Here is a 15,985-nt window from a genome sequence, read left to right as displayed (position 1 = left end):
GGATATTCTCTTGAGACGTATTGCCGGAGGAGGAGAGACTCGCCACATGAACCAGATCAGTTTGTGCGTCTCGACCTACAACCGCGTCGATGATCTCAAGAGGTTGCTTTCGAGTGCTCTTGCCCAGGAACCCGCAATCCCCATCATTGTCTACGACGACGCATCCTCGGACGGGACGCCAGAGGTGGTTCGAGAGCAGTTTCCCGGCGTTCAGCTCATTTCCGGCCAGGAAAACGTCGGCCTGATCGCTGCCCGGAACATTTGCATCAAGGCAGCATCCACTCCCTTCGTCCTCATTTTGGACGATGACGCATACTTTCGGTCCGTCTCCACGGCCCGGCAAACGCTGGCGGACTTTTCGTCAGCTGCCATTGCAGCGGTTGCCGTTCCCTTTACCGAGAATGGTGCCCTAATGCAGGGCCATCGGGGCGGCGATACTGTTGAGCTGGCCAGGAGCTTTATCGGCGCCGCACACGCTCTGCGCCGGGATGCAGTACTTGCCTGTGGCGGTTTGCGTGAATCGTATAGGTTCTACTGCGAGGAATCCGATATAGCGATTCGTCTTTTGGCCTCTGGCCTCGTAGTCAGGCACGGCACCGCAGATCCGGTTGAGCACTGCCCGAATGCTGACCGCCAACCTTTGCGAAGGCGCCAACTGCGGTGGCGTAGCGAACTTCGTTTCAAGTGGTATCACACGCCCGCTTTGCTTGTGGTGCCCGTGCTCGTTGGTCACCTGGGCCTTCTGCTGGTGAGGTCCGGGCAGTTTGGTGGCCTCCGGGAATCTCTTCGGCTGTGCTACACATCCTGCAGAGACGTCCTCGCGTCACGGTCCGAACGCAAGGGAGTGGATATCCGGACCTACCTCCTGTGGAGGCGGCTTGCCAAGCTTCCCCGAGTGACCCTGGACGCGGCCGACCATATCCTTGCGGCTGGACGTGCTCCCGGTGAGCGGAATCTTCAGGGGCGCGGCATATCCCTCAGACGATGAGCGGAACCAGGCCCCGCGTGGTTGAGGGCACAAAAAAACCCCGGTTTCCCGGGGCCTTCTTTGTGCGCGGAGGGGGACTTGAACCCCCACCCCCTTTCGAGGACTAGCACCTCAAGCTAGCGCGTCTGCCATTCCGCCACCCGCGCAGGTGGTGTTCGGAGAAGCCATTCTGCACCTTCCGGTGCTTCACTTTCCTCCGAAGCAGCGAGAAAAACTCTAACACGGTTTGAAGGAACTAAAAAATCGATGCGGGTCAAGGCTGGCCTGCAGACTTTCGAGGCGTGGCGGCGCCCGGAATTGCTCAACCGACGAGGCTTTCGGTGAGTAGGCTGGAGGAACACGGGACGGTAGAGCTGCGGGATCCGCAGTGCGCGTCGCCCGCACCTGCAGCCCAGCCACGCAAGGAGAATTTCCATGTCTGTCATCCGCCCCGAAGACGAAGTTGTCCGGATCTGCCAGGAGCTCATCCGTATCGACTCCTCCAACTTCGGCGATGACACCGGACCGGGCGAACGGGCCGCTGCGGAGTACACGGCCGGCCTCATCAGCGAAGTGGGTCTCGATGCCGAGATTTTCGAGTCAGCACCGGGACGCGCCAACGTCGTAACGCGCATGGCAGGGGAGGACCCGTCAGCTGACGCCCTGGTTGTCCACGGACACCTGGACGTTGTACCGGCCCTGAAGGATCAGTGGAGCGTTGATCCGTTCAGCGGCGAACTGAAAGACGGCCTGATCTGGGGCCGTGGAGCTGTGGACATGAAGGACATGGATGCCATGATCCTTTCAGTCATGCGGAACTTCGCCAGGACTGGCCGCAAGCCCAAGCGGGATATCATTTTCGCCTTCTTCGCCGACGAGGAAGCCGGCGGCACTTATGGTGCCCGCTATGCCGTGGAGCACCGGCGCGAATTGTTCGACGGAGCCACCGAGGCTATCTCCGAAGTCGGCGGATTCTCCGCGACCATCGGCGGTCAGCGGACCTACTTGCTTCAAACTGCCGAAAAGGGCCTTTCCTGGTTGCGGCTGGTGGCCCATGGACGGGCTGGCCACGGCTCGCAGATCAATACGGACAACGCGGTCACCCGGCTTGCGGCGGCTGTCACCAGGATCGGAGAATACAAGTGGCCTGTAGAGCTGACCCCCACCACCAGGCAGTTCCTGGACGGCGTGACTGAGCTAACGGGCGTCGAGTTTGATGCCGACAACCCGGACATCATCCTCAAAGAACTCGGCACGGTTGCCCGGTTCGTGGGCGCAACGCTGCAAAATACCTCCAACCCCACCCTGCTCCGCTCCGGCTACAAGCACAATGTCATCCCGGAATCGGCCGAGGCATTCGTGGACTGCCGCACGCTGCCCGGCCAGCAGGAACTGGTGTTCGAAACCATCAAGGAGCTCGCTGGAGACGGCGTGGAGATCAGCTACGTTAACAAGGATGTGTCCCTTGAAGTGCCCTTTGCCGGCAACCTGGTGGACTCCATGATCGATGCCTTGCACTCCGAGGACCCGGGCGCCAAGGTGCTTCCTTACACCCTTTCCGGAGGCACCGATAACAAGTCCTTGAGCAAGATCGGCATCACAGGTTACGGCTTCGCTCCGCTGATGCTGCCGGACGAGCTGGACTTCACCGGCATGTTCCATGGAGTGGACGAGAGAGTGCCGGAGGAGTCCCTGAAATTCGGGGCGCGCGTCCTGGACAGGCTGCTGAGCAACTACTAGACCTTCCCAACATCAGGAGGCCCAGCCATGACTCCAGAGGAAATCCTGCCAGAGGCCCTTCTTGAGCGGCTACGTGGACGCGCTGCCGGCTACGACCAAAACAACCTGTTCTTCCACGAGGACCTCGAGGAGCTGGTGAACGCCGGCTATCTGAAGCTTTTCGTGCCGGAGGGCGACGGCGGCATGGGCCTTGGGCTCGAAGCGGTGGCTGCGCTTCAGCAACGGCTCGCGACGGCGGCCCCGGCCACAGCGTTGGCTGTCAACATGCACTTGGTCTGGACCGGCGTCGCGCAGGTCATGGCCACGCGGGGTGATGACTCGCTGGACTTCGTGCTTAAGGAAGCAGGCCGAGGCGAGGTTTTTGCGTTCGGCATTTCGGAGGCCGGCAATGATTCGATGCTGTTCGATTCCACCACGGTTGCTGAGCCGCTGCCGGATGGCGGCTATCGCTTTACTGGCCGGAAGATCTTCACGAGCCTCTCCCGTGGCTGGACCCGTCTAGGGACGTTCGGCAAGGATGCGGACGCCAGGGATGGCGAGGGCGAACTCGTATTCGGCTTTCTCCGCCGTGACGAACCCGGCCATGAGACGCTCAGTGACTGGGACACGCTGGGCATGCGGGCAAGTGCGTCGAACACCACCTTGCTGCATGGCGCGGTCATTCCTCCGGAACGGATCTTCCGAAAATTGCCTGTGGGCCCCAACCAGGACTTGCTGATCTTCGCCATTTTCGCTTGTTTCGAGACGCTGCTTGCCGCCGTCTACACGGGACTGGCGCAACGTGCCTTCACACTGGGCGTTGAGAATGTGAAGCGTCGGACCTCGGCGAAGCACGGCGGTCGGAGTTTCGCGCAGGATCCGGACATCCGCTGGAAAGTTGCCGACGCGGCGCTGGCCATGGACGGTATCTATCCCCAGTTGTCGGCAGTTGCGCGCGATATCGATAACCTGGTGGACCATGGACCCCAGTGGTTCCCCAAGCTTGTTGGGCTCAAGTCGCGGGCCACGGAAAACGCCCGGTACGTGGTGGATCTGGCGATCAGGATCACGGGAGGATCCAGCTACTTCCGGGGCTCGGAAATGGAGCGCCTCTACCGCGACGTTCTCGCCGGAATTTTCCATCCGTCCAATGACGAGTCAGCGCATAACACAGTGGCAAACGCTTGGCTGGGGCCTTTGGAAAACTAAGGAAACCCTCTGCAAAACCAAGGAAACAGAGGGCCGGCCCGCGCTGCTTGTGACTTCAGCTAGACCGTGCGCTGCACGGAATAGACTTTGCGGCGCAACCAAAAGCGCCTGCCGCCGCCGAGGTATAGCCGGCTACGTTCCAACTCCCATTTCCCGTACTCCGAATGCTCCGCGAGCCGACGCCGGGCTTCGGGCAGTGAATCGTCAGGTCCGACCGTCAGTACGAGGTACTCGTACTGACGTGCATAGTCACGTTGGCGCTCTTCGGAGCTGCCTCGAAATTGTTCCTTCATCCCTCTCCATTTTCGTCCTTTTCGGGCTAACGTGAAGTCATGAGCATCGATCCGCGTGTCGCGCTTCAATCACTGACTGCTGCCCTGGAAGAGCATTTGGCCGCCGCTTCAGCCCGTCGAGGTGAGGGTGACCCCAATGTCGAGGCGGCGTTCTTCGCCGTCGCGGATGCCTTCGAAGTTTACGAAGACGCCCTGTACGAGGCATATTCAGAGGTTACTCCGCTGCAGGTGTTTGATGACGAGGAAGAGGACGACGACGAGGTCCTCGACGAAGACCTCGAAAGCCTGGAGGACTAAGAGCTGTTAGAACGGCAACTGACCGGACGGAACCGGCCACCGGTGGTGGCCGGTTTTTTGTGTCGTTTTTCAGGTTGTTTGTGTTGTGCTTGGCCCGGATTTCCGCGGTTTTCCGTGGTGTCGTGCGGATTAAAGCACGTAGTCCTGCATCAGCCAGCTAGGTACTGGCACGTAGGAGCCATAGGTAAAGCTGCGCAAACTTGAGTACCGACTACTGGTGCGCCTCCTGACCGCCGCCGCTTCACTGGGTTGTAGGCAATGGCAGGTCTGCGAAGAAGGCTGACATGGTAAAGGTTCCAGTCTTGCGTTCGGGCAAGGAGGGCGCACCACAAGGTGCGCACCCCTTTTCCTTGGGCGCGGCGTTCACAGCCAAACCTGCCGTCGCCGATGTCAATCCGCCGGTGTCTCCCTGGATTGACAAGTCCGTTGCTGCACAACGGGCTGAAAAGGCGGGACTGGCGGCGTTGAGGGCAGATGTCACCCTGAACCTCAAGCCGCCAGTCACCCACCGCCGCTCCGCCCTGGCCCGCCGGTACGGCTGGACGCGGTTGCTTACCAACAGCCTTCGCTTGGCAGATACCGCTCTTGTAGCTGCGGCCGTGACGGCCGGTTTCCTCTTGAACACGGATGGCCTTTCCGTTGCGGTGGGCGGCACGGGCCATGAGCGGCACCTCATGCTCGGTTTTATACTCGGCGTTGCCTGGTTGGGCGCGCTGGAGGTCTACCGGACACGGGATCCGAAGGTGCTGGGGGTGGGCCCCGAAGAATACAAACGCGTCCTGTCCGCGAGCCTGCGTGTTTTCGGCTTCCTGGGAATCGTGGCGGTTGTTTTCCGGCTCGAGTCCGCAAGCTCATTCGTCCTGGTGTCGCTGCCGGTGGGCTTGGTGGCCCTGACAGGTAGCCGGTGGATGTTCCGGCGCTGGCTGACCCGTGAAAAATCACGCGGCCGTTGCCTCTCCCGTGCCATTGTGGTGGGAGAGCCCCAGGACGTCAGATACGTCATCAAGCAAATCAACCGGAAGTCCGGTGCCGCCTACAACATCCTGGGGGCATGCCTTCCAGGGGCACGGCGTGGCGCCGTCCTGGTGGTGGATAACGATCGCGTCCCCGTCCTGTCATCGATTTACGGCATTGCCCACACCGTGCGCCAGACGGGCGCCAACGCGGTGATCGTTGCCGGTCCTGTCCCCGGGGGCAACCAATTCATCCAGGAGTTGGGCTGGCGCTTGGAGGAAGATTCCGCCGAACTTGTCCTGGCAGCAACGTTGACCAACGTGGCCGGCCCGCGCATCCACTGGCGTCCCGTGGAGGGATTGCCCTTGATGCACGTGGATATTCCGCACTACTCGGGCGGCAAACACACGCTCAAGCGCCTGATGGACATCGTGGTCTCCGCTGCTGCTTTGCTCTGCCTGGCGCCGCTTCTGGCGGTTCTGGCGCTGATAGTCAGGTTGGACAGCCCGGGTCCCGTGCTTTTCAGGCAGGAACGGATCGGTAGGCGAGGCACCACCTTCCAGATGCTGAAGTTCCGTTCCATGGTGGTTGACGCCGAAGCGCGGCTGGAAGAACTCAGCGGGAAGGACCAGGGAGCCGGCGTCCTCTTCAAGATCCGTGAGGATCCCCGCGTCACCAAGTGCGGCCGTTGGATGCGCAAGTACTCCCTGGACGAGCTACCGCAGTTCTGGAATGTGCTGGCCGGAAACATGAGCCTGGTAGGCCCCCGCCCGCCACTCCTGCGCGAAGTCAGTGGCTACGAACGGCACACCCACCGCAGGCTTCTCATCAAACCCGGAATCACCGGCTTGTGGCAGATCAATGGACGATCAGACCTCCCATGGGATGAAGCCGTCCGGCTGGACCTCTATTACGTCGAAAACTGGTCCATAGCCGGCGATCTGATGATTATGTGGCGGACCTTCCGGGCCATGATCCAGCCCTCCGGAGCCTATTGAACGACCTGCCGGAACTTACTGACACGAGAGCAATAAAAAGAAGCTTTACAGGGAAAGAACCGAGTTATCCAACACAGAATCCGAGTGGAAAATGAGCATAGGAACTATTCCATCAGGCCACCTTAACGGCCACGGGATGACCCCGAAGTTACGGATCGCCGTGGTCGGAGCAGGATATTGGGGGCCGAACCTCGCCAGGAACCTCAAAGCAAGCCCGGACTGGGAACTCGTGGCGATTTGCGATCTCGACGTCGAACGCGGCCTCCGGCTGGCCGAAACAGTAGGCGGCGTCGCCGTCGTTGAGTCCTTGGACGAACTCCTGGACACGTACAACCTGGACGCAGTCGCCGTAGCCACCCCGGCGCACACGCATCACGGAGTAGTGATGACAGCCTTGCGGGCCGGCATGCACGTGCTCGTCGAGAAACCACTGGCGGATAGCCGTGCCAAGGGCCTGGAAATGGTGGAGGAAGCCAAGGCGCGCGGCCTGGTCCTCATGGCAGACCATACCTATTGTTTTACGCCCGCAGTTTTGAAGATCCAGGAGCTCGTATCCAGTGGGGCATTGGGCGACATCCTTTATGTCGACTCCGTGCGTATCAACCTCGGACTCGTCCAACCGGACGTCAACGTGTTCTGGGACCTTGCACCCCACGATCTCTCGATCCTGGATTTCGTCCTTCCGGGAGGCCTGCACCCCACCGAGATCGCCGCCCACGGCGCAGATCCGCTGGGAACGGGCCGCGACTGTGTAGGCCACTTGACCTTCGGCCTGCCAAACGACGCCATGGTCCATATCCACGTGAACTGGCTCAGTCCCACCAAAATCCGCCAGATGATCATTGGCGGCTCAAAGAGGACGCTCGTCTGGGACGACCTGAACCCGCAACAACGCCTCAGCGTCTACGATCGCGGAGTCAGCCTGGAACAGCAGCCCCGGTCTGCGGCGGACAAAAAGAACTCAGCCATCTCCTATCGCCTGGGCGACACCTGGTCACCAGCGTTGCAGGAACGCGAACCGTTGGGCCAGGTGGTCGCCGAGCTGGCCGGATCCATCCGGAACCACACGATACCGCGCACCAGTGGCGAATCCGGGCTCAGGGTCCTCTCAGTACTGGAGGCCGTCACCCAAAGCCTTGGAAAAGACGGCCAGTCAACCATTGTTGCCGGCAACGAGGTCGCTCTCCAGGTCGCACAGTGAAGAAGCTGCTCGGCGCCAACGTCCTGGTCACCGGAGGCGCCGGAACCATCGGATCCACCCTGGTAGACCAACTGCTCGACGCCGGTGCGGCGCACGTGGACGTGCTGGACAACCTGGTCAGGGGACGCCGGGCCAACCTCAGCGACGCCTTGGCCACCGAACTTGTGCAACTGGTGGAAGGTGACCTGCGGGACCGGGACCTGGTCCACGACCTCACGCGGGGCAAAGACCTGGTTTTCCATCAGGCTGCAATCCGCATCACCCAATGCGCTGAGGAACCACGATTGGCCCTCGAGGTACTGGTGGATGGAACCTTCAACGTGTACGAAGCCGCCGTGGAACACAACGTCGACAAAGTCATCGCGGCGTCGAGCGCTTCCGTCTACGGAATGGCCGAAGACTTCCCCACCAAAGAACGCCACCACCATCACAACAACGACACCTTTTATGGCGCCGCCAAATCATTCAACGAAGGCATGGCGCGGAGCTTCCGGGCAATGTCCGGCCTGGACTACGTAATGCTGAGGTACTTCAATGTGTACGGGCCCCGCATGGACGTGCACGGACTTTATACAGAAGTACTGGTCCGTTGGATGGAACGGATAGTCGATGGCCTGCCGCCGCTGATATTCGGCAGCGGCCACCAGACCATGGACTTCATCCACACCGCGGACGTCGCCAGGGCCAACATTCTGGCCGCCACCAGCGACGTCCGCGAAGGCGCATACAACGTAGCCAGCGGCACGGAAACCAGCCTCGCCGAACTGGCACAAACCCTACTTCGGGTCATGCAGTCCCCACTGCACCTTGAACACGGACCCGAACGGGCAGTCAACGGCGTCGCCCGCCGACTCGCAGACGTCACCGCCGCCAAGCGGGACCTCGGCTTTGAAGCAGCGATAGAACTCGAAGATGGACTGCGCTCGCTCGTCACCTGGTGGCGTCCACTCCGTGAAGAAATCGCAGCCTCCCGGCAGCTGGCCCGGCCTGAAGCACCCTCAGTAGGTGCCCGATGACCACCTCCGAGACCTCGCTGGCACGTATCGACGTCATGAAACCCTGGCTCGGAGAAGAAGAAGCCCAAGCCGTGGCCGAAGTCATCGCATCCGGCTGGGTGGCCCAAGGCCCCAAGGTCAGGCAGTTCGAGGAAGCCTTCGCCCTGGAGCAACAGGCTGGCTTCGCCGTAGCGGTCTCCAGTTGCACTTCTGCCCTGCACCTGGCGCTCGCCGTAGCCGGGGTAGGACCAGGAGACGACGTCGTCGTCCCGTCCTTCTCCTTCATTGCCACGGCCAACGCACCAACATACGTAGGCGCCCGGGCGGTCTTCGCCGACGTCGACGTCCTAACAGGTTGTGTCACCGCTGAAACCGTTGCCGCCGCCTTGACGCCTGCCACGCGGGCTGTCATTGCCGTGGACCAAGGCGGAGTGCCCGTTGATCTCGATCCTCTTCGGGCCCTCTGCGATCCCCTTGGCATCATCGTCATCGAGGACGCAGCCTGCGGCATCGGTTCACGCTACCGCGGCCGTCCAGTGGGAGCCGGTGCCGAACTGGCCGCCTGGTCCTTCCACCCCCGCAAAATCCTGACCACAGGGGAGGGCGGGATGCTCTCCACACCGCGGCAGGATTTCGCCGACCGGTCCCGCCGACTCCGCGAACACGCAATGAGCCTCTCAGCCGCGGAACGTCACGCCAGCATCCTTGCCCCCGCCGAGGAGTACCTCGAAATAGGGTTCAACTACCGCATGACTGACCTTCAGGCCGCCGTCGGGCTCGTCCAACTAGGCCGCCTACACCAAGCAGTACAACGCAGGCGCGAACTCGCCGCCAACTACGCGCATGCCTTCGCGGGCATCGAAGGCCTCCGGTTAGTGGACGACCCCGGATACGGAACCGGAAACTTCCAGTCTTGCTGGCTGGAAGTAGGCCCGGCGTTCCCCATGGGAAGGGACGCACTGATGACCCGCCTGGCAGAGGACGGAATTTCGGCACGACGCGGCATCATGGCCGCACACCGGCAACCCGCCTACGCCGGGACGAACACGGACGCGGTTTCACTGGAAGCAACTGAGTGGCTGACGGACCACACGCTCATCCTGCCCCTCTACCACCAGCTCTCCTTGGGCGACCAGATCCGGGTCATTGATTCAATACTTCGCGCGGCAGGACAGGGAAGATGACCGAGCTCCTCCTCATCGCCGCCAGCGGACTCGCCCGCGAAGTCCTGGCCATGGTCCGCAACACCGGACAGTACGACGTCATCGGAATCCTGGACGACGACGAAGACAAAGTGGGCCGCGTCGTGGACGGCGCCCACGTCCTGGGCCCCATCCGTGATGCCCTGACATTCCCGCACGCCATGCTGCTGGTCTGCATCGGCTCGGGCCGTGGACGGGAAAGCGTCGTCATGAGACTGCGCACCTTGGGCCTGGCTGAGGACCGCTACGCGACGGCGATCGACTCGTCCGTACACCCACCCGAAGGATGCAGGATCGGACTGGGGAGCATCCTCCTGGCGAACGTCACCATGACAGCCTCCGTCACTGTCGGAAGCCACGTGGTAGCCATGCCAGGAGTCACGCTCACACACGACGACGTCGTCAGCGACTTCGCCACCCTGGCCGCCGGCGTATCCCTCGGCGGCAACGTCCACATCGGCAGGGCAGCCTACATCGGCATGAACGCCAGCGTCCGCGAGCGCCGCACTGTCGGCGCCGGGGCAACCATTGGCATGGGAGCGGCAGTGCTTACCGATGTCCCTGACGAGGAGACCTGGGCCGGGGTGCCCGCACGGGTAATACGCCGCGGATTCTCCCCCGAACTGGAGGACGCCCTGTGACCCTCCGCAGCCGTGCTGCAAGCCCGCGAACGCCCACTCCAACACGGGCGTTCGTCATCAGCGTCCTGAACGCAGTCGTGACACGCCTGGGAACGATCGCAATCGGCATCGCACTCGCGCGGTTACTCGGGCCCGAACAGTTCGGAACATACGCTGTGGCCTTCGTAGCACTCATGGCCGTATTGAGTTTCAACGAACTTGGGGTCAGCCTGGCAATCGTTCGGTGGCCGGGGGAACCCAAGGAAATCGCAGCGACCGTGACTACGATCTCAACGGCATGCAGCATAGTCCTCTTCGCAGGTTCCTACGTGATGGCCCCCTATTTCACGGCAGCCATGGGAAACGGAGCCGCCACCGACGTGGTCAGGGCGCTCGCCTTCTGTATCGTGCTCAATGGACTGGTGGCTACGCCTGCGGCCCTTCTGCAACGGAACTTTCGGCAGGGCCAACGCATGGTCATTGACCAGGTCAACGTTTGGCTCGGAGCGGGTGTGTCCCTGGTTCTGGTCATCATGGGCCTGGGAGCCATGAGCCTGGCAATCGGGCGGGTGCTGGCCAGCCTCATTTCGGCTGTCCTTTTCCTTATTTACTCGCCGTTGCCGTATCGCTTTGGGTTCTCCAGGAAGTTGGCGAAACAGCTGCTGGCTTTTGGGTTGCCCCTGGCGGGGGCGAGCATGGTGGTCTTCGGTGTGGGTTACATTGACCAACTGGTTGCTGGAAAGATGCTCGGGCCAGTGGTGTTGGGGTTTTATGTCATGGCCACCAATATGGCCGGTTGGCCGGCCAGCTTGCTGTCCCAGCCTCTGCGCAGCGTGGCTCCGGCGACCTTTGCAAGACTGCAGGGTGCACCCGCGGAGATGCGTGCCGCGATGCTATCCATTGTCGCGGTGGTGGCTTCGGCGATGCTACCGGTCTCCGCGGTCCTGACGGCTTGCGCTGTTCCTGTCGTGACGCTGCTGTATGGCGAGGCATGGGCGCCCGCTGCTGTTGCGTTGGCTTGGCTGGCACCTGTTGCCGTCTTCAGGGTTTTTCACGAACTCATTTACGACTACCTGGTGGTGATCAAGCAGTCGGTTTCTATTCTGAGGGTCCAAGTCTTGTCACTCCTGGCCTTGGTGCCGGCGCTGGTTTTGGGCGCACAAGTGGGTGGCCTCGCTGGTTTGGCAGCAGTTCCCCTTGTCATTGCGGCAGCTGTCACTTCGCCTCTCTATCTCGGAGCTCTCTCACGAGCGGGCGTTCCCTTGAGAAGCCTTGGAGCCAGCATCTGGGTTTCCACCACCATATCGGTCGCCGCCGGAGTGGTCTGTTTCGTCCTGTCCTCTTCGATTCCGTCGCCAGTCATGGCAGTTGCTGCGTGCCTGTTCGTTGGGATGCTGGCACTTACGGCATCGGTGTTCCTCAGACTGGGAGACATCCATCAATTACGTCGGATGGGTCTGGAACAGGAGGCTGTCCGGTGAAGATCCTTGTCTATCCGCATGACCTTCGAATCGGTGGCAGCCAGACCAATGCCATTGAGTTGGGAGCCGCTGTCCGGGACCTTGGCCACAGTGTCGTCATCTTCGGACAGCCCGGGACGCTTATGCGGAGGGTTCGGGAGCTTGACCTCGAATTCATTCCGGCACCGACTCCCCGCAAACGCCCGTCTCCGACAGTGTGCGGCGCCTTGGGCAAGCTGGCCCGTGACCGCTCCATTGACATTCTCCACGGCTACGAGTGGCCACCGGCACTGGAGTGCTTGATCGCTTCCAAACTCGCATACGGCAGCACCAGCATGGCGACTGTCATGTCCATGGCAGTGGCCCCGTTTATCCCTGCGACGATGCCCCTTCTCGTGGGAACTGAACAGATCCTTAAGGCCGAATCAGCATTTGGCCGCCAGAGGGTGGGGCTTATGGAGCCCCCAATCGATGTCGTCCAAAACAGTCCGTCGGCCGCGGTAGGACATGACAAATTTCGGGAACGGTTCGGGCTGGCTCGCCATGCACAAATAGTCGTTTGCGTTTCACGACTTGCCCGGGAGTTGAAGCTTGAGGGCATCTTGGCCGCGATGGATGCTGTCGCAGGATTGGCCCGGAATAGAGACGTTCGCCTTGTGATTGTCGGCGACGGGCCCGGGATGCGGGAAGCGGTTGCCAAAGCTTCTGTCGTCAATGACCGGCTAGGACGGCCCGTTGTCCTGTTAACGGGTGAGCTGGACGATCCCCGGCCAGCGTATGCGGCTGGTGATGTTGTTCTGGGGATGGGCGGCTCGGCCTTGCGTGGTCTTTCCTTCGGGAAGCCACTGGTTGTTCAAGGAGAGCGCGGCTTCTGGGAATTGTTGACCCCTGAAACGCTGGACCGCTTCCTATGGCAGGGGTGGTACGGGGTGGGCAACGGCACGGAGGTGGGCATGGAGAACTTAACCTCCATCCTTGGATTCCTCTTGGACAACGGACACGAACGGGCACAGTTGGGCTCCTTTGGACGCCAACTTGTTGAGGATAGGTTTTCGCTGACCAACGCCGCCCGGGTGCAGGTTCAGTTCTACCGGCGATCATTGGCGGAAAGCGCTGGAACACTCTCTACGTTGTGGGCCGAAGCGGCAGCTGGTGCCAGGTATGCCGCGTACGTGGGGCATCGGCGCCTCCACCGCTACTTCGGACGCAATGCAGCTGATGACTTCAATGCGAAGCCGGTCGCCTCGCTGACTTCCCTGGCCGTGCGCGGGCGGAGCAGATGATGGAAACAATCGTCTACATGTCCGGTACCCGGTGGGACAGTCTCTCGGGAACTGACAAGATGCTGGCCAAATCACTGGCCAGGACACACCATATTTTGTGGGTTGATCATCCGGTTCCACTGACCAGCTTCCAGGATGTTCGGAGCCACCTGATCCACAGTCTTCGTGGTGTCACCGAAAATGTCGCGACGGACATCACCCGCCTGCGGATTCCGGCGCTGCCCGGTGTGAGCAAACCAGTTGTGCGTCGCTCTACGGATGTTCTTGTGCGCCGCTGTGTAGATGCAGCCATGGAACGGGCTGTCGGGCCTATTGCCGGCATCGTCAACTCATCGCCGATCATGCTGTTTCCGTCCTACCCTGAAGGGACGCGGCTCCTGCATTTGACCGATGATTGGCTGGCGGGGACGAACCTCATGGGCTTCACTTCGTCCCATTTGATCCGGGTGTTGGAAGCGAACATCCGATCGGCCGACGCCATTTCTGCGGTCTCCGAGGAGCTGGCAGCCAAAATCTCGAAGTTCTCCGGCAGGGGTGTTGAAGTCTTGCCCAACGGCTGCACTCCTGCGACCCTTGCACCGGATTCGCGCCGCCGTCCGGTTGTGGCACTGGTTGGTCAACTCAACAATCGGTTGGATCTTGATGCACTGGAATCCGTAGCGGCAGCAGAGGTCCAACTGCTCATTATTGGGCCCCGGGCTGACGGCGATCCCGTTGTCCGCTCCAGGCTGGACGCCCTGTTGTCCAGGCCAAACGTGGATTGGCGGGGGTTGATGGGTCACGACGACGTTGCCCGGCTCCTGCAAACCGTGTCAGTTGGTATCACTCCCTATGCAGACACGGAGTTCAACCGGTCAAGCTTTCCCTTGAAGACCCTCGAATACCTTGCCGCAGGGCTTCGGGTGGTGGCCACTGACCTGCCATCGACCCGGTGGATCGGCTCTCCGGCCATTTCTTCAGCCAAGTCACCGGCCGAGTTCTCAAAACTCGTCCTGAACGCCCTCCGTGAGCCCGTAACACAGGAACTTCGGGAACATATTGACGCCACTGCCCGGTCCCATAGCTGGGATTCGAGGGCCGCCAAAGTCCGTACGCTCCTGGCCACTGGAAAGCAGGCACCCAACAACAGCGTAGGGCACCCAACGGAACAGGCAGCTCCTGCCGGACAGGGCCGACCGGATGACGTGCAGCCAACGGTAGACCACGCGCTCCTCACCAGGTTCAACCTTCCGTCCAAGGGGTTTGAGAGCCTTGTCCGGGCAAAAGAGGGATGGCTGCACAACCGCGTTGAACTCTTCGAGAGATATTGCCTTCCCTCAGTTCGTGCCCAGACACGCAAAAGCTTTCATTGGATTGTCTACTTCGACCCCGAAAGTCCTGATTGGTTATTGGACCGGATTCAGGACATGAGTGCGGACGGCCTGTTCACCCCGATTTTCCGGGCCGAGGTTGATGCCGCCGAGCTCCTCTCGGACATCGAGCGCGTCACCGGTCGGCGTACGCAAGATCTGTTGACTACCAATGTCGACAACGACGACGGTCTGGCGGCTGACTTTGTGGCCCAGGTACAGGACGTCCAGTGCTCCCAGTTGCCTTCAGCCATTTATCTCTCCTCCGGATTGGTCAAAGGAGGTGCCTCGGTCTACTTGAGGCACGATGACAGGAATGCATTTTGTTCGGTGCGGTGCACCTGGAGTGCTCCCGTTACATGTTGGTCTGCCTGGCATAACCAGCTGGGCGGGATCATGGCCACCGAGGAAATCGGTGGGCCGCCAGCATGGTTGCAGGTTGTGCACGGGTCAAACGTCAGTAACAGAATCCGCGGACGACTTGTGGCTGTTGATCCATTTGCAGACAGGTTCCCCGGGTTGCTGGACGACGTGGCTACCGTGCGCACGCTGGAATTAGTGCGCGACGCCCTGGTTGAGGGGCCAGTACGCCTCCTTCGCGACGGCCTTCGCAGCGCCATCAAAGCGGTCACGATCAGGCTCCTCGGCAGAAATGGAATCGACAGGGTGAAGGTTTTCCTGGGACAGAATAGGCGGGAGATCGGATAATGCAAATTAGAACGATTCTAAGGAGCCTGGGCCGAAGGTGGTACTTCGTTGTCCTCGGCCTGATGATGACGCTTGTGCTGTGTTTCCAGGTCCAACAGAACACCCCCGAGAAATTCAAAGCGCAAGCAAGCCTCGTGATCATGCCATCCACGCACAGTGTTGGAACTGACGGTAATCCCTACTTGAACCTGGGCGGGATGGGTGAGGCGCTGGATATCCTCACGCGCCGGCTCTCGGCCGAGGACATCCGTGGCAAGATCGCGGAGGACTTTGCAAACGCAACATATACGGCCGAAACCGACCGAGGCACCAGCGGGGCTATCCTCCTGATCACAGCCACGTCACCGAACCCGGATGAATCCTTGGGCACCATGCGGGCCGTCATGGACCAAGCCCCACTGTTGCTGGAAAACATGCAGGGTGCGCTGAATGTTCCGCAGGAGTCCCGCATTTCAACCATGACCCTTCTGGTCGATAGTCGGGCCACGCCGGAATCCAAGGCACGAACCCAAATCCTCCTCGTGGCAGCAGCCGGGGGAGTAGGGCTGACCTTGGTACTCACCGTTCTGTTGGACAGCCTGATGAAGTCCCGGAAACACCGCCGCGACAGGGCCAGGACGCGTACTCCGGAGGACACCACCCGTCCAATGCCCGCCGCGGCGACAGCACTGGAACCTGCCCACGATGAAGTTCCGGCCGCATTGCCAGTCTCCCAAAGGCCCTCGTAGCC

The 15,985-nt window shown here is 61.2% G+C and carries 14 protein-coding genes and 1 tRNA gene; 13 read left to right on the top strand and 2 right to left on the bottom strand.

Annotation, left to right across the window (positions count from 1 at the left end; genetic code table 11):
* Nucleotides 1-46 precede the first annotated feature (46 nt).
* Nucleotides 47-988, top strand: coding sequence for a glycosyltransferase (locus LDN75_RS13625; RefSeq protein ID WP_223932826.1), 942 nt, complete (start codon nt 47-49; stop codon nt 986-988).
* A gap of 63 nt (nt 989-1,051) precedes the next feature.
* Here the strand turns inward: LDN75_RS13625 and LDN75_RS13620 are convergent.
* Nucleotides 1,052-1,134, bottom strand: a tRNA-Leu gene (locus tag LDN75_RS13620).
* A gap of 268 nt (nt 1,135-1,402) precedes the next feature.
* Between LDN75_RS13620 and LDN75_RS13615 the strand changes: the two genes are divergently transcribed.
* Together LDN75_RS13615 and LDN75_RS13610 are read left to right on the top strand one after the other, a co-directional pair.
* Nucleotides 1,403-2,707, top strand: a complete 1,305-nt coding sequence (locus LDN75_RS13615) for a M20/M25/M40 family metallo-hydrolase (RefSeq protein WP_223932825.1) — start codon at nt 1,403-1,405, stop codon at nt 2,705-2,707.
* Nucleotides 2,708-2,734: 27 nt separating this feature from the next.
* On the top strand, nt 2,735-3,895 hold the full coding sequence (locus LDN75_RS13610; protein WP_223932824.1) for an acyl-CoA dehydrogenase family protein: 1,161 nt from the start codon (nt 2,735-2,737) through the stop codon (nt 3,893-3,895).
* Between the two features lie 59 nt (nt 3,896-3,954).
* Here the strand turns inward: LDN75_RS13610 and LDN75_RS13605 are convergent, their stop codons facing one another.
* A complete protein-coding gene (locus LDN75_RS13605) occupies nt 3,955-4,188 on the bottom strand; it encodes a DUF5703 family protein (protein WP_216925728.1) in 234 nt (77 codons plus the stop codon).
* Nucleotides 4,189-4,227: 39 nt separating this feature from the next.
* Between LDN75_RS13605 and LDN75_RS13600 the strand changes: the two genes are divergently transcribed.
* The 10 genes from LDN75_RS13600 (at nt 4,228) to LDN75_RS13555 (ending at nt 15,983) form a co-directional block, all read left to right on the top strand.
* Nucleotides 4,228-4,485: a hypothetical protein gene (locus LDN75_RS13600; protein ID WP_223932823.1), complete on the top strand. Its 258-nt coding sequence runs from the start codon at nt 4,228-4,230 to the stop codon at nt 4,483-4,485.
* Between the two features lie 284 nt (nt 4,486-4,769).
* Nucleotides 4,770-6,437, top strand: coding sequence for a sugar transferase (locus LDN75_RS13595; protein WP_223932822.1), 1,668 nt, complete (start codon nt 4,770-4,772; stop codon nt 6,435-6,437).
* Between the two features lie 91 nt (nt 6,438-6,528).
* Entirely contained in the window at nt 6,529-7,638 is a 1,110-nt protein-coding gene (locus LDN75_RS13590; protein WP_223932821.1) for a Gfo/Idh/MocA family oxidoreductase, read from the top strand.
* Complete coding sequence (locus LDN75_RS13585; RefSeq protein ID WP_223932820.1) at nt 7,635-8,654, top strand: NAD-dependent epimerase/dehydratase family protein; 1,020 nt, start codon at nt 7,635-7,637, stop codon at nt 8,652-8,654. Before LDN75_RS13590 ends, LDN75_RS13585 begins: the two co-directional genes overlap by 4 nt.
* Nucleotides 8,651-9,817 (top strand): DegT/DnrJ/EryC1/StrS family aminotransferase, encoded by a 1,167-nt coding sequence (locus LDN75_RS13580; protein WP_223932819.1) that lies wholly within the window; start codon nt 8,651-8,653, stop codon nt 9,815-9,817. Before LDN75_RS13585 ends, LDN75_RS13580 begins: the two co-directional genes overlap by 4 nt.
* Nucleotides 9,814-10,476: an acetyltransferase gene (locus LDN75_RS13575; RefSeq protein ID WP_223932818.1), complete on the top strand. Its 663-nt coding sequence runs from the start codon at nt 9,814-9,816 to the stop codon at nt 10,474-10,476. Before LDN75_RS13580 ends, LDN75_RS13575 begins: the two co-directional genes overlap by 4 nt.
* Nucleotides 10,473-11,936, top strand: a complete 1,464-nt coding sequence (locus LDN75_RS13570) for an oligosaccharide flippase family protein (RefSeq protein WP_223932817.1) — start codon at nt 10,473-10,475, stop codon at nt 11,934-11,936. The genes LDN75_RS13575 and LDN75_RS13570 overlap by 4 nt, the downstream gene beginning before the upstream one ends.
* Nucleotides 11,933-13,198: a glycosyltransferase gene (locus LDN75_RS13565; RefSeq protein ID WP_223932816.1), complete on the top strand. Its 1,266-nt coding sequence runs from the start codon at nt 11,933-11,935 to the stop codon at nt 13,196-13,198. Before LDN75_RS13570 ends, LDN75_RS13565 begins: the two co-directional genes overlap by 4 nt.
* Nucleotides 13,195-15,255: a glycosyltransferase gene (locus LDN75_RS13560; protein WP_223932815.1), complete on the top strand. Its 2,061-nt coding sequence runs from the start codon at nt 13,195-13,197 to the stop codon at nt 15,253-15,255. Before LDN75_RS13565 ends, LDN75_RS13560 begins: the two co-directional genes overlap by 4 nt.
* Entirely contained in the window at nt 15,255-15,983 is a 729-nt protein-coding gene (locus LDN75_RS13555; RefSeq protein WP_223932814.1) for a hypothetical protein, read from the top strand. Before LDN75_RS13560 ends, LDN75_RS13555 begins: the two co-directional genes overlap by 1 nt.
* The last annotated feature ends 2 nt before the right edge of the window (nt 15,984-15,985 follow it).

Source organism: Arthrobacter sp. StoSoilB5 (genome assembly GCF_019977235.1).
Classification (GTDB): domain Bacteria; phylum Actinomycetota; class Actinomycetes; order Actinomycetales; family Micrococcaceae; genus Arthrobacter.
This window is presented reverse-complemented; position numbering and strand designations above follow the sequence as displayed.

Coding starts and splice junctions, on each gene's coding strand:
- LDN75_RS13625 (WP_223932826.1), top strand. CDS start 47: ATGAACCAGATCAGTTTGTGCGTCTCGACCTACAACCGCGTCGATGAT.
- LDN75_RS13615 (WP_223932825.1), top strand. CDS start 1,403: ATGTCTGTCATCCGCCCCGAAGACGAAGTTGTCCGGATCTGCCAGGAG.
- LDN75_RS13610 (WP_223932824.1), top strand. CDS start 2,735: ATGACTCCAGAGGAAATCCTGCCAGAGGCCCTTCTTGAGCGGCTACGT.
- LDN75_RS13605 (WP_216925728.1), bottom strand. CDS start 4,188: ATGAAGGAACAATTTCGAGGCAGCTCCGAAGAGCGCCAACGTGACTAT.
- LDN75_RS13600 (WP_223932823.1), top strand. CDS start 4,228: ATGAGCATCGATCCGCGTGTCGCGCTTCAATCACTGACTGCTGCCCTG.
- LDN75_RS13595 (WP_223932822.1), top strand. CDS start 4,770: ATGGTAAAGGTTCCAGTCTTGCGTTCGGGCAAGGAGGGCGCACCACAA.
- LDN75_RS13590 (WP_223932821.1), top strand. CDS start 6,529: ATGAGCATAGGAACTATTCCATCAGGCCACCTTAACGGCCACGGGATG.
- LDN75_RS13580 (WP_223932819.1), top strand. CDS start 8,651: ATGACCACCTCCGAGACCTCGCTGGCACGTATCGACGTCATGAAACCC.
- LDN75_RS13575 (WP_223932818.1), top strand. CDS start 9,814: ATGACCGAGCTCCTCCTCATCGCCGCCAGCGGACTCGCCCGCGAAGTC.
- LDN75_RS13560 (WP_223932815.1), top strand. CDS start 13,195: ATGATGGAAACAATCGTCTACATGTCCGGTACCCGGTGGGACAGTCTC.
- LDN75_RS13555 (WP_223932814.1), top strand. CDS start 15,255: ATGCAAATTAGAACGATTCTAAGGAGCCTGGGCCGAAGGTGGTACTTC.